The organism is Nonomuraea sp. NPDC003560 (assembly GCF_042878785.1).
Classification (GTDB): Bacteria; Actinomycetota; Actinomycetes; order Streptosporangiales; family Streptosporangiaceae; genus Nonomuraea.
On sequence record NZ_JBIAOF010000018.1, the window covers coordinates 13,084 to 25,141 of the forward strand.

The 12,058-nt window shown below is 71.6% G+C and carries 13 protein-coding genes; 9 read left to right on the plus strand and 4 right to left on the minus strand.

Annotation, left to right across the window (positions count from 1 at the left end; all coding sequences use genetic code 11):
• Window positions 1-52 precede the first annotated feature (52 nt).
• The 3 genes from ACFYUV_RS46565 to ACFYUV_RS46575 all read left to right on the plus strand — a co-directional run bounded on the left by ACFYUV_RS46565 (window position 53) and on the right by ACFYUV_RS46575 (window position 3,154).
• Entirely contained in the window at window positions 53-1,858 is a 1,806-nt protein-coding gene (locus tag ACFYUV_RS46565) for an acyl-CoA dehydrogenase (RefSeq protein ID WP_387681446.1), read from the plus strand.
• Between the two features lie 61 nt (window positions 1,859-1,919).
• Entirely contained in the window at window positions 1,920-2,858 is a 939-nt protein-coding gene (locus tag ACFYUV_RS46570; RefSeq protein ID WP_387681449.1) for an MBL fold metallo-hydrolase, read from the plus strand.
• Between the two features lie 71 nt (window positions 2,859-2,929).
• Window positions 2,930-3,154, plus strand: coding sequence for a hypothetical protein (locus ACFYUV_RS46575; RefSeq protein ID WP_358302033.1), 225 nt, complete (start codon window positions 2,930-2,932; stop codon window positions 3,152-3,154).
• On the opposite strand, the gene ACFYUV_RS46580 is transcribed toward ACFYUV_RS46575, so the two are convergent.
• Window positions 3,151-3,444 carry a Dabb family protein gene (locus ACFYUV_RS46580; RefSeq protein ID WP_358302030.1) on the minus strand — a complete coding sequence of 98 codons (294 nt, stop codon included), beginning with the start codon at window positions 3,442-3,444 and terminating at the stop codon, window positions 3,151-3,153. The genes ACFYUV_RS46575 and ACFYUV_RS46580 overlap by 4 nt on opposite strands.
• Before the next feature lie 79 nt (window positions 3,445-3,523).
• Here ACFYUV_RS46580 and ACFYUV_RS46585 point away from each other — a divergent pair, with 79 nt between their 5' ends.
• From ACFYUV_RS46585 to ACFYUV_RS46600, 4 genes are read left to right on the plus strand one after another with little or no spacing between them, the layout of a single operon-like run.
• Entirely contained in the window at window positions 3,524-4,255 is a 732-nt protein-coding gene (locus ACFYUV_RS46585; RefSeq protein ID WP_358302027.1) for an NUDIX hydrolase, read from the plus strand.
• Window positions 4,252-5,106, plus strand: a complete 855-nt coding sequence (locus tag ACFYUV_RS46590) for a molecular chaperone DnaJ (RefSeq protein ID WP_387681454.1) — start codon at window positions 4,252-4,254, stop codon at window positions 5,104-5,106. The genes ACFYUV_RS46585 and ACFYUV_RS46590 overlap by 4 nt, the downstream gene beginning before the upstream one ends.
• 11 nt (window positions 5,107-5,117) lie before the next feature.
• Window positions 5,118-6,089, plus strand: coding sequence for a hypothetical protein (locus ACFYUV_RS46595; RefSeq protein ID WP_387681456.1), 972 nt, complete (start codon window positions 5,118-5,120; stop codon window positions 6,087-6,089).
• Window positions 6,086-7,258, plus strand: coding sequence for an adenylosuccinate synthetase (locus tag ACFYUV_RS46600; protein WP_387681459.1), 1,173 nt, complete (start codon window positions 6,086-6,088; stop codon window positions 7,256-7,258). The genes ACFYUV_RS46595 and ACFYUV_RS46600 overlap by 4 nt, the downstream gene beginning before the upstream one ends.
• A gap of 117 nt (window positions 7,259-7,375) precedes the next feature.
• Here ACFYUV_RS46600 and ACFYUV_RS46605 read toward each other — a convergent pair whose 3' ends face one another.
• From ACFYUV_RS46605 to pdhA, 3 genes are read right to left on the minus strand one after another with little or no spacing between them, the layout of a single operon-like run.
• Window positions 7,376-8,863 (minus strand): 2-oxo acid dehydrogenase subunit E2, encoded by a 1,488-nt coding sequence (locus tag ACFYUV_RS46605; RefSeq protein WP_387681462.1) that lies wholly within the window; start codon window positions 8,861-8,863, stop codon window positions 7,376-7,378.
• A 17-nt stretch (window positions 8,864-8,880) separates the two neighbouring features.
• The gene (locus ACFYUV_RS46610; RefSeq protein WP_387681464.1) at window positions 8,881-9,861 is read right to left on the minus strand and encodes an alpha-ketoacid dehydrogenase subunit beta; all 981 of its coding nucleotides are present in this window, start codon (window positions 9,859-9,861) and stop codon (window positions 8,881-8,883) included.
• Entirely contained in the window at window positions 9,858-10,949 is a 1,092-nt protein-coding gene (gene pdhA / locus ACFYUV_RS46615; protein WP_352361056.1) for a pyruvate dehydrogenase (acetyl-transferring) E1 component subunit alpha, read from the minus strand. Before pdhA ends, ACFYUV_RS46610 begins: the two co-directional genes overlap by 4 nt.
• A gap of 228 nt (window positions 10,950-11,177) precedes the next feature.
• Here pdhA and purS point away from each other — a divergent pair, with 228 nt between their 5' ends.
• Together purS and ACFYUV_RS46625 are read left to right on the plus strand one after the other, a co-directional pair.
• A complete protein-coding gene (gene purS / locus ACFYUV_RS46620; protein WP_352320496.1) occupies window positions 11,178-11,423 on the plus strand; it encodes a phosphoribosylformylglycinamidine synthase subunit PurS in 246 nt (81 codons plus the stop codon).
• A 221-nt stretch (window positions 11,424-11,644) separates the two neighbouring features.
• Window positions 11,645-12,034: an ATP-binding protein gene (locus tag ACFYUV_RS46625; RefSeq protein ID WP_364342904.1), complete on the plus strand. Its 390-nt coding sequence runs from the start codon at window positions 11,645-11,647 to the stop codon at window positions 12,032-12,034.
• The last annotated feature ends 24 nt before the right edge of the window (window positions 12,035-12,058 follow it).

The window sequence follows — 12,058 nt, forward strand, 5'->3', positions numbered from 1 at the left end:
GTAAGGTTACTGGCCAGTACATGAAGACCTCGGTTCAAGGAGATCTGCACCCATGGGCCACTACAAGAGCAACGTGCGTGACCTGGAATTCAACCTCTTCGAGGTGTTCGGTCGACGCGAGATCCTCGGCACCGGGCCCTTCGGCGAAGTGGACGAGGACGTCGCGCGGAGCATCCTGGACGAGGTCAACAGGCTGGCGACCGGCGTGCTCGCCGACTCCTTCGAGGAGGGCGACCGCACCCCGCCGGTGTTCGACCCGGCGACGAGCACGGTGACCGTCCCGGACGGCGTCAAGAAGTCGTTCAAGGCGCTGGTGGACGGCGGCTGGGCGCACCTCGACCTGCCCGCCGAGCTGGGCGGCCCCGGCATCCCGCGCAGCCTCGCCTGGGCGACGGCCGAGATGGTGCTCGGCTCCAACCCGGCCCTGTACATGTACGCCGCCGGCCCCAACTTCGCCTACACCCTGTGGAAGCTGGGCACGCCGGAGCAGAAGCGCTTCGCCGAGCTGGCCATCGAGAAGAACTGGGGCGCCACCATGGTGCTCACCGAGCCGGACGCCGGCTCGGACGTCGGCGCCGGGCGGGCCAGGGCGGTCCAGCAGCCCGACGGCACCTGGCACATCGAGGGCGTCAAGCGCTTCATCACCAGCGCCGAGCACGACATGGCCGACAACATCTTCCACCTGGTCCTGGCCCGTCCCGAGGGCCACGGTCCGGGCACCAAGGGCCTGTCGATGTTCCTGGTGCCCAAGTTCCACGTGGACCTGGAGACCGGCGAGCTGGGCGAGCGCAACGGCGCCTACGTCACCAACGTCGAGAAGAAGATGGGCCTGAAGGTCTCCACGACCTGCGAGCTCACCTTCGGCGACAAGCACCCGGCGATCGGCTGGCTGGTCGGCGACGTGCACGAGGGCATCAAGCAGATGTTCATGGTGATCGAGCACGCCCGCATGATGGTCGGCACCAAGGCCATCGCCACGCTCTCCACCGGCTACCTGAACGCCCTCGACTACGCCAAGTCCCGCTACCAGGGCGCAGACCTGACCAAGATGGCCGACAAGTCCGCCCCCCGGGTGACCATCACCCACCACCCGGACGTGCGCCGCGAGCTGATGCTGCAGAAGGCGTACGCCGAGGGCATGCGCGCCCTGGTCCTCTACACGGCGACCTTCCAGGACGCCCTCCTGATCGACCCGGCGGACCGGCACGCGGAGGCCATGAACGACCTGCTGCTGCCCCTGGTCAAGGGCGTCGGCTCGGAGCGCTCGTACGAGCTGCTGGCCCGCTCGCTGCAGACCCTGGGCGGCTCGGGCTACCTGCAGGACTACCCGATCGAGCAGTACATCCGCGACGCCAAGATCGACTCCCTGTACGAGGGCACCACCGCGATCCAGGGCCTGGACCTGTTCTTCCGGAAGATCCTGCGCAACCAGGGCGCCGCGGTCGGCGCGCTGCTCGCCGAGATCAACGAGTTCGCCGCCTCCGAGGCGGGCAACGGCCGGCTCAAGGAGGAGCGCAAGCTGCTCGCCGAGGCCGCCGCCGAGGTCAAGGTCATGGGCGACACCATGGCCGGCTGGGCGCTCGGCTCGCTGGAGAAGCCGGAGGAGGTCTACAAGGTCGGCCTGAACAGCACCCGGTTCCTGCTCTCGCTGGGCGACCTGGTGATCGGCTGGCTGCTGCTGCGCCAGGCCGAGGTGGCCCTGGCCCGGCTGGCGGAGTCGGAGGACCCGTTCTACCAGGGCAAGGTGGCCGCGGCGTCGTTCTTCGCCACGACCGTGCTGCCCAGGCTGACGGCCGAGCGGCGCGTCCTCGCCGCCACCGGCCAGGACCTCATGGAGCTTCCCGAAGAGGCCTTCTGAGCCACCGCTCGTGACGCCCGCCTCCCGTCCGGGGGGCGGGCGTCGCTGTTAGGTTCCGGGCATGAGCTCCTCACCTCATGACCACCCCCTGCCCCCGCCGCGCGTCGAAGAGGTCTCCGAGGGCGTCTACGCCTACGTCCAGCCCGACGGGAGCTGGTGGATCAACAACACCGGCTTCCTGGCCGGGCGGCGCGGCGTGATCTGCGTGGACGCCTGCTCGACCGAGCGCCGCACCCGCGACCTGCGGGCGGCCGTCGGCAAGGTCAGCGGCGGGCCGATCACCACGCTGGTCAACACCCACCACCACGGCGACCACACCTTCGGCAACTGGCTGTTCCCCGAGGCCACGATCGTCGGGCACGAGGGCGTACGCGCCCAGATCCTGGCCGACGGGGTCCCGGCGTACCGGGGGGCCTGGTCGCCGGAGGTGGTGTGGGGGGCGATGGAGGTCGCGCCGCCGTTCCTGACGTACACCGAGGGGGTCACCCTCCACTCCGACGACCTGCGCTGCGAGGTGCGGCACGTCGGGCCGGCCGCGCACACGACCAGCGACTCGATCGTGTGGATCCCGGAGCGGCGGGTGCTGTTCTCCGGCGACCTGGTCTTCAACGGCGGCACGCCGTTCGTCCTGATGGGCTCGGTGGCCGGGACGATCGCCGCCCTGGACACGCTCAGGGCGCTGGGCGCGGAGACGATCGTCCCCGGGCACGGCGAGGTGTGCGGGCCCGAGGTCTACGACCGGGTCGAGGGCTACCTGCGGTTCGTCCAGGAGACCGCCCGGCGGGGCCACGCGGCGGACCGGACGCCCCTGGAGGCGGCGCGGGAGACCGACCTCGGCGAGTGGGGCGCGCTGCTCGACCCCGAACGGATCGTGGGCAATCTCCACCGCGCCTACGCCGAGCTGGACGGCCGCCCGCCGGGCGCGCCGATCGACGTCGGCGCGGCCGTCCAGGACATGATCGCCTACAACGGCGGGCGGCCACTGTCCTGTCTCGCCTGACGCGGCGGGGGTGTGATCACCGATACCCGGGTATGACCGTGGGCACATCTCGCCTTTGCCTGGAGGTCGTCATGGGTGTCGGGGTCAGCATCTTCTTCCTCACGCTCGGCGCCATCCTGCGGTTCGCCATCGAACCCGACGTGTTCGGCCAGAGCGTGCACATGGACATCGTCGGCGTCATCTTCATGATCGTCGGAGGCGTGGGCGTCGTGCTCAGCATCGTGCTCGCGCCCCGGCGCGGGCGCACCTCCGAGGACCGGCTGATGCACCGCGAGAACCACCCGCCCGAGCTCTAGAGGCTGAGCTGCACGGCGGCGCGCGTGGCCAGGATCGGCTTGATGTACTCCGCGATCACGGCCTGGTGCCGGGGATGGTCGCGGTAGATCACGAAGTCGTCCACGCTGTCGAGGTCGGCGACCACGGCGAACTCGTGGTTGCCGGGGGTGATGCCGGCGTCGGGCCCCACCGTGTACGCCCGTAGCTGCGGGATCTCGCCCGGCAGCTTGCGCAGCTCGGTCGCGACCGCGGCCTTCTGCTCGTCGGTGGCGTCGTCGGCCCAGGTGAACAGCACAATGTGACGGATCATGCGCCAACCCTATCGACACACACCCGTCGGCGGAGTTATTCTCAAGTCGAGATTGACTCGAACTGAGAAGGACTTGGGGATGGAAGAGTTCCTGGCCGGCTACAACCCCCGGCTCTACGCGCCGGTCGCGGTCACCGTCGACGTCGTGGCGCTGACCATCCGCGACCGGCGGCTGCACGTCCTGATCGTCGAGCGCGGCGTGGAGCCGTACGCGGGCCGCTGGGCCCTGCCCGGCGGTTTCATCAAGCCGGACGAGGACCTGGCCGAGGCGGCGGTGCGCGAGCTGGCCGAGGAGACCGGCGTGGCCACCCGCCCGGCGCACATCGAGCAGCTCGCCAGCTACGGCGGCCCCGGCCGCGACCCCCGCATGCGGGTGGTGTCGATCTCCTACCTCGCCTTCGCCCCCGACCTGCCCGACCCCCGGCCCGGCACGGACGCCGCCGCGGCCGTCTGGCACCCGGTCGACGACGTGCCGCCGCTCGCCTTCGACCACGCCCGCATCCTGGCCGACGGCGTCGAGCGGGCCCGGTCGAAGCTGGAGTACACGCCGCTGGCCACGGCCTTCGCCGGGGCCGAGTTCACCGTCTCCGAGCTGCGGCTGATCTACGAGACCGTGTGGGGCACGCCGCTGCACGCGGGCAACTTCCACCGCAAGGTCCTGTCCGTCCCCGGGTTCGTCGAGAGCACCGGCCAGACCACCGAGACCGGCGGCCCCAGAGGCGGCCCGCGGGCCAAGCTCTACCGCGCGGGCGACGCCCGGCTGCTCCACCCCGCGCTGCTGCGGCCCGCACGGGAGGAGGAGGTGCGATGAACACCGAGCGGGCGGCGGCGATCGTCATGGGGGCGCGATCGGCCCAGGAGCTCTTCGCCGGCGGGTCCGCGGCCCGCGTCTACCGGCGGCTGGCCAGGGCGCTGCATCCCGACCTCGCGCCGGGCGGCGAGGAGGCGTTCAAGCGGCTGGTCGCGCTCTGGGAGATCTACCACCGGGGCCGGCGGGTCGGCGACTTCCTGGTCGGGCCGCCGCTGCACAAGGGCGGCACCGCCGTGCTCTACCCGGCCGGGCGCGGCGCCGAGCGCGACTCGCTGCTCAAGGTGGCCCGCGCACCGGCCGCCGACCGGCTGCTGGTCCGCGAGGCCGCCGCGCTGCGGAAGATCGCCGCTGACGGCGACCCGCGTTTCCTGCCGTACGTCCCCCGCCTCGTCGCGAGCTTCCGCTACCGCGCCGGCGAGGTGGTCCGGCAGGCGAACGTGGTCAGCCGGGCGCCCGCCGGGTTCGTCACCCTCGACCGCGCCGGCACCGGCCTCGACCCGCGCGACGTGGCGTGGATCTGGCGGCGGCTGCTCGTGGCCGCCGGGCTCGCCCACCGGGCCGGCGTCGCGCACGGCGCCGTGCTCCCCCGCCACGTCCTCATCCATCCGCTCGACCATGGGCTCGTGCTGGTCGACTGGTGCCACGGCGACCGGCTCGACGAACGCGCCGACATCGCCGCCCTGACCCGGTGCGTCGACCACCTGATGGGCGAGTGCCCGCGCCGGATGCGCGCCTTCGTCCGCGGCTGCCTGCTGCGGCCGCCGTCCGACGCGTGGGAGCTGCTGCGCGAGCTCGACGACCTGCTCGACGATCTCTACGGGCCCCGTACGTACCGTCCGCTCCACCTTTGAGGGAGGCTGCCATGGGCAGCGGAATCTGGTCCACGAACGTCTACGACTCCGCCGCGCGCTACCGCGCGGCCACCGGCTCCAGCGCCTTCGCCTACAGCGACGGCGGAGCCCGGCGCGTCCACCCCGACCTCGACCCCTTCGGCGTGACGCGGGAGAGCCGCGACTCGGCCGAGCACCCCGACTCGCTGGCCATCGCCGTGCTCTTCGACGTGACCGGCTCGATGCGCGCGGTCCCCCGCACGCTGCAGACCCGCCTGCCCGACCTGCTCGGGCTGCTGCTGCGCAAGGGCTACGCCACCGACCCGCAGATCATGTTCGGCGCGATCGGCGACGCCACCTGCGACCGGGCGCCGCTGCAGGTCGGCCAGTTCGAGTCCGACAACCGCATGGACGACCAGCTCGGCCTGATCCTGCTGGAGGGCGGCGGCGGCGGGCAGAAGCGCGAGTCCTACGAGCTGGCCATGTACTTCATGGCCAGGCACACCTCCATCGACTGCCACGACAAGCGCGGCAAGCGCGGCTACCTGTTCGTCATCGGCGACGAGATGCCCTACCAGCGGGTGTCCAGGAACCACGTCAAGGACCTCGTCGGCGACCGGCTGACCGCGCCCCTCGGGGTGGACGACGTCGTGGCCGAGCTGACCCGCAAGTACGACGTCTACTTCATCCTCCCGCAGGGGGCCAGCTACGCCGGCGACCCCGAGGTGCTGGACTCCTGGCGCCGTCTGCTCGGCCAGAACGTGCTGGAGCTGGACGACCTCGACGCCGTGTGCGAGACGATCGCGCTCACCGTCGGGCTCGGCGAGGACGCGATCGGCCTGGACGAGGGCCTTGAGGACCTGGCCGAGCTGGGCTCGACGGCCGGCGCGTCGGTGTCGCGGGCCCTGGCCAGGCTCGACCGCGGCACGGTCGTCACCGCCGAGCCGCTCGACGGGCTCGACGGGTTCGGCGGGTTCGGCGGGTTCGGCGGGCTCCGGGCGTGAACGAGCACCTGGTCGTCGTCGACCTCGGGTACGGCGACGCCGGCAAGGGCACGGTCGTGGACTGGGCGTGCGCCACGCTGCCCGTCCACGCCGTGGTCCGGTTCAACGGGGGCGCCCAGGCGGGGCACAACGTCGTCCTGGACGACGGGCGGCACCACACGTTCGCGCAGTTCGGCGCCGGGACGTTCCGGGGGGTTCGCACGCATCTCTCGCGGTTCGTGGTGGTCGATCCGCTGGCGTTGTCGGCCGAGGCGGAGCACCTGGCCCGGCTCGGCGTGCCCGACCCCTTCGGGCTGCTCACGGTGGACCGGGACTGCCTGCTGGCGACGCCGTACCACGTCGAGGCCGGGCGCAGGCGGGAGCTGGCGCGCGGGGAGGCGCGGCACGGGTCCTGCGGGATGGGCGTCGGGGAGACGATGGCGTACCACCTGGAGCACGGCGCGCTCGCGCCCCGGGCGGGCGACCCGCCGCGCGAGCTGACGCGGAAACTGACCGTGCTGCGGGAGGCGCTGGGGGTCGAGGGGCCGCCGGTGGCGGACTGCGTGGCCGTCTACCGGGCGTTCGCCGAGCGGGTGCGGCTGGTGGACTCGTCGTACACCGTCGGGCTGGTCAGGCGGGGGCCGGTGGTGTTCGAGGGCGCGCAGGGCGTGCTGCTGGACGAGCGATGGGGGTTCGACCCGTACACGACGTGGAGCACGACGACCTTCGCCAACGCGCTGGAACTGCTGGACGGGTCCGGGGCGGCGCGGCTCGGCGTGCTGCGGACCTACACCACCCGGCACGGCCCCGGCCCGCTGGTGACCGAGGACCCCGGCCTGGAGCTGCCCGAGCCGCACAACGTGACCGGGCCGTGGCAGGGGGCCTTCCGCCGCGGGCACTTCGACGCGGTCGCCCACCGGTACGCGGCCGAGGCGGCCGGCGGCGTGGACGGTCTCGCGCTGACCCACCTCGACGCGGACGTCACCCGCATGTGCGTGCGCTACGACCGGCCCGTCACGTTCGCCGAGCCGGACCGTACGGCCCGGCTGCTGCGGGCGACGCCGGTCTACGAGGAGGGTGTATCAGACTGGCCCGCGGCGGTCTCTCATGTCGTGGGCGCGCCCGTGTGGCTGGAGTCGTACGGCCCCCGCGCGCGGGACAAGAAGGCGCCCTGGCCGAGCCTGCGGTGACCGCCGGGGAGAGGGGTCCTCCCGGCGGTCGCCGCCCGGCTTCGGCTCGCTTCGGCTCGGCTTCGGCTCGGCTTCGGCTCGGCTTCGGCTCGGCTTCGGCTCGGCTTCGGCCCGGTTTCAGCTCCAGGCGAGCATGCGGAGCGGGTCCTCCAGCATCGCGCCGACGTCGCGCAGGAACATCGAGCCCAGCTCGCCGTCGACGATCCGGTGGTCGAAGCTGAGCGCGAGGGTGGTCACCTTGCGCACCGCCAGCTCGCCGTCCACCACCCACGGCATGTCCCTGACCTGGCCGAAGGCCAGGATGGCGGACTCGCCCGGGTTGAGGATGGGGGTGCCGGCGTCGACGCCGAACACGCCCACGTTGGTGATGGTGATCGTCCCCCCGGCCATCTCGGCCGGCTGGGTGCGGCCCGCCCTGGCCGTCTCCGCCAGCGCGCCCAGTTGCCTGGCCAGCTCGGGGAGCGGGAGGGCGTGGGCGTCCTTGATGTTGGGCACGACGAGGCCGCGCGGGGTGGCGGCGGCGATGCCCAGGTTCACGTAGTGCTTGACCACGATCTCCTGGGCCGCCTCGTCCCAGGACGAGTTGATCATCGGGTAGCGCCTGACCCCGGTGAGCAGGGCCCGGCAGACCAGCAGCAGCGGGGAGACCTTGACCTCGGCGAAGTCGGGCAGGGTCCGCAGCCGCCGGACCGCCTCCATGGTCTCCGTCACGTCGACCTGGAGGAACTCGGTGACGTGCGGGGCCGTGAAGGCGCTGGCCACCATCGCCTGGGCGGTCATCTTGCGCACGCCCTTGACGGGGACGCGCTCCTCCCGCCGCTGGGGCTCGGCCTGCCGGACGGGCTCGGGCGCCGCCTGAAGACCACCCTGGAGGCCGCCCTGCGCGGCGGCGTGCACGTCGTCGCGGGTGATGGAGCCCTGGGGGCCGGTGCCGGTGAGCGTGGCGAGGTCGACGCCCAGGTCCTTGGCCAGCTTGCGGACCGGCGGCTTGGCCAGCACGGCCACGCGGCCCCGGCCGACGGCCGCGACGACGGGCGGGGGGCCGGCCGGCTCGGCCGGGCGGGCCGTCGGGGCCGGGCCGGGCACCTCCACGCGGGCCGGGTTGGCCACCGGCGCGGCCGGGATCGGCTCCGCCGGCTGCTTGCGGGGACGGCGCTTGGAGGCGCCGGTCTTGACCCCGTAGCCCACCAGGACCGCCTGCCGCTCCTCCTTGGGCGCGGGGCTGCCGTGGGCGCCGGGCTCGACCGCGCCCTCCTCCGGCGGCTTGGGAACCATGTCGTCGGCCAGCGCCTTGAGGCCCTGGTCAACGGGGCCCTGGTCGGCGCGGCCCTGATCAGCGGGGCCCTGGTCGGCGCCGCCCGCCTCGCCGCCGGTGTCCACGGCGACGATCGGCGTGCCCACGTCGACCGTGCGGCCCTCCTCGACCAGCACGCCCGCGACCACGCCGTCCCAGGGGATCGGCAGCTCGACGATGGACTTGGCGGTCTCGATCTCCACCACGATCTGGTTGACCTTGACCTCGTCGCCCGGCCGCACGTGCCAGCGGACGATCTCGGCCTCGGTCAGCCCCTCCCCGACGTCGGGAAGCTTGAACTCGCGTCGCATGGAAGCGCGTCCCCCTTTCAGAACCCGAAGGCGCGGTCGACGGCGTGCAGCACCCGGTCCAGGTCGGGCAGGTAGTGCTCTTCGAGCTTCGACGGCGGGTAGGGGGTGGAGAAGCCGCCGACCCGCAGGACGGGCGACTCCAGGTGGTAGAAGCACTGCTCGGTGATCCGGGCCGCCAGCTCGGCGCCGAAGCCGCTGTAGACGGGCGCCTCGTGGACCACGACCACCCGGCCGGTGCGGCGGACGGACTCCATGACCAGCGGCTCGTCCAGCGGATTGAGCGAGCGCAGGTCGATCACCTCCAGCGAGCGGCCGTCGTCCTCGGCGGCCGCGGCGGCCTCCAGGCAGGTCTTGACCATCGGGCCATAGGCCAGCAGCGTGAGGTCGGAGCCGGGCCGTACGACCGTGGCCTTGTCGAACGGCGTCCACCAGTCGGTCGAAGCCGTGTCGATGTCGGCCTTCTCCCAGTAGCGGCGCTTGGGCTCGAAGAAGATGACCGGGTCGTCGCTCCGGATGGCCTGCTGGATCATGGTGTAGGCGTCGGCCGGGTTGGAGCAGGCGACCACGCGCAGGCCGGCCGTGTGCGCGAAGTACGCCTCGGGCGACTCGCTGTGGTGCTCGACCGCGCCGATGCCGCCGCCGCACGGGATGCGCACGACGACGGGCAACTTGATCGCGCCGAGCGAGCGCATCGGCATCTTGGCGAGCTGCGTGATGATCTGGTCGGCCGCCGGGAAGACGAACCCGTCGAACTGGATCTCGCACACCGGCCGGTAGCCGCGCAGCGCCAGGCCGATCGCGGTGCCGATGATGCCGGACTCGGCGAGCGGCGTGTCGATGACCCGGTCTTCGCCGAAGTCCTTCTGCAGGCCGTCGGTGACGCGGAACACGCCGCCGAGCTTGCCGACGTCCTCGCCCATGATGAGGACCTTGGGGTCGTCCTCCATGGCGCGGCGCATGCCCTCGTTAAGCGCCTTGGACAGGCTCAACACCGTCATTTCTCGAAGCCCTCCAAGTAGGCGGCGAACTGAGCGCGCTCTCCGTCGATGAGCGCGTGGGGCTCGCGATAGACGTGGTCGAAGATATCGAGCGGCTCGGGGTCGGGCATCGCCAGGCACCGCCTGCGCAGGTCGGCGCCGAGCTGGTCGGCCTCGGCGGTCACGGCGTCGAAGAAGCCCTGGTCGGCCAGCTCGTTGCGGAACAGGTACGACTTGACCCGCTCGATCGGGTCCTTCAGCTTCCACGCCTCCAGCTCGCTGGCCACCCGGTAGCGGGTCGGGTCGTCGGTCGTGGTGTGGGCGCCCATCCGGTACGTGAACGCCTCGATCAGCGTCGGCCCCTGGCCCGTACGGGCGGCTTCGAGCGCCTTCCTGGTCACCGCGAGGCAGGCGAAGACGTCGTTGCCGTCGACCCTGATGCCCGGGAAGCCGAAGCCCGAGGCCCGGCGGTAGAGGGGGATGCGGCTCTGCTTCTCCAGCGGCTCGGAGATGGCCCACTGGTTGTTCTGGCAGAAGAAGACGACGGGCGCGTTGAACACGCTGGCCCAGATGAACGACTCGTTCACGTCGCCCTGGCTGGTGGCGCCGTCGCCGAAGTAGACGATCGTGGCGGCGGAGGCGTCGTCGCGCTGGATGCCCATGGCGTAGCCGACCGCGTGCAGGGTCTGGCTGCCGATCACGATCGTGTACAGGTGGAAGTTGTGCTCCTCGGGGTCCCAGCCCCCGTGGTTGACGCCCCTGAACAGGCCGAGCAGCTTCACCGGGTCGACGTCGCGGCACCAGGCGACGCCGTGCTCGCGGTAGGTGGGGAAGGCCATGTCGGAGTCGGTGAGCGCGCGGCCGGAGCCGATCTGGGCGGCCTCCTGGCCGAGCAGCGAGGCCCAGATGCCCAGCTCGCCCTGGCGTTGCAGCGCCACGGCCTCCAGGTCGATGCGCCGGACGAGCACCAGGTCGCGGTAGAGCGACCTGACCTCTTCGGGCGTCAGGTCTATGTCGTAGTCGGGATGCTCGACCCTCACTCCTTCGGGAGTGAGCAACTGCACGAGCTCAGGGGGTGCTTCGGCACCACGAGAGGCGTCGACTGTCACGTGCCGCTCCTGTGCGATCGGGGCCGGTGTCGATGGGGTCGCCACCTGAGGCCAGCCGTGTGTGCGTGCGAACCATGTGGTGGTGGTTCATACGCGTTTGGGGACATCGTGGCAGACGTCACAGCCCTCCGCGCAAGCCCCATGTCCTCCCCGTTCCCGTTGTGTTGACGGCCATGCGCGCCGGTAGGCTTGCTTTCCCAAGCACCCACTCCACCCAGGAGGAACGTAGTGGCGCGCGTCATCGTCGACGTCATGCTCAAGCCCGAGATCCTCGACCCGCAGGGCCAGGCCATCGCCAGGGCGCTGCCCAGGCTCGGTTTCTCCGGCGTCTCGGCGGTCCGTCAGGGCAAGCGGTTCGAGGTCGAGCTGGAGGGCCCGGCCGACGAGGCGGCCCTCGACGAGGTACGGAAGATGGCCGAGACACTCCTGGCCAACACCGTGATCGAGGACTACAGCGTCCGGGTTGAGGGGTAGAAGGCACATTTGATGCCTGGTTTTACCCCTGGTGAGTTAAAGTCGCGTTCGGGCATGCCACAATGCCACGGGCGTGCCAACACTAAATAACAACAACGTGATTTTGCGGTTAGCCCCGATTTCACAGGGAAACCTACTCCAGGTGACATTCCGGAGCCCGGAGGAGTCCGGTGGATATTGAGTTCTCGTTGGCGCTGCCTCGGGATGCGATCGGCATACCGATGGTCAGGCGAGTGCTTGGCGACGCGATGCGGTCACTCAACGTGAGTGAGACCTGCATCGCCGACATGCTGCTCGCCGTCTCCGAGGCGTGCTCCAACGCGGTGCGACACGGCGGCCCCGCCAACCGTTACGAGGTCTCGGCGTCGATCGGCTACGGCCGCTGCGACGTGCGCGTCGCCGACAACGGCGACGGCCTCCCGTCGATGCCGCTGCACTTCCCTCCGCCGGACACCGAGAACGGCCGCGGGCTGCTCATCATGCGGTCCGTGGTGGACGAGATCTCCTTCGGCACCACGCCCGGCCGCGGCACGACGGTCCACCTGCGCAAGATGCTCGCCTGGGACGACGAGGCCGAGGGCGCCCGTCACCGCGAGCTGGCCGCCGTCTGACCGCCGTCCGACCCGCTGCCCGGA

Bases quoted from the DNA above. Each gene is read 5' to 3' on its own strand.
- ACFYUV_RS46565 (WP_387681446.1), top strand. From the start codon at position 53: ATGGGCCACTACAAGAGCAACGTGCGTGACCTGGAATTCAACCTCTTC.
- ACFYUV_RS46570 (WP_387681449.1), top strand. From the start codon at position 1,920: ATGAGCTCCTCACCTCATGACCACCCCCTGCCCCCGCCGCGCGTCGAA.
- ACFYUV_RS46575 (WP_358302033.1), top strand. From the start codon at position 2,930: ATGGGTGTCGGGGTCAGCATCTTCTTCCTCACGCTCGGCGCCATCCTG.
- ACFYUV_RS46580 (WP_358302030.1), bottom strand. From the start codon at position 3,444: ATGATCCGTCACATTGTGCTGTTCACCTGGGCCGACGACGCCACCGAC.
- ACFYUV_RS46585 (WP_358302027.1), top strand. From the start codon at position 3,524: ATGGAAGAGTTCCTGGCCGGCTACAACCCCCGGCTCTACGCGCCGGTC.
- ACFYUV_RS46590 (WP_387681454.1), top strand. From the start codon at position 4,252: ATGAACACCGAGCGGGCGGCGGCGATCGTCATGGGGGCGCGATCGGCC.
- ACFYUV_RS46595 (WP_387681456.1), top strand. From the start codon at position 5,118: ATGGGCAGCGGAATCTGGTCCACGAACGTCTACGACTCCGCCGCGCGC.
- ACFYUV_RS46605 (WP_387681462.1), bottom strand. From the start codon at position 8,863: ATGCGACGCGAGTTCAAGCTTCCCGACGTCGGGGAGGGGCTGACCGAG.
- ACFYUV_RS46610 (WP_387681464.1), bottom strand. From the start codon at position 9,861: ATGACGGTGTTGAGCCTGTCCAAGGCGCTTAACGAGGGCATGCGCCGC.
- ACFYUV_RS46625 (WP_364342904.1), top strand. From the start codon at position 11,645: ATGGTCAGGCGAGTGCTTGGCGACGCGATGCGGTCACTCAACGTGAGT.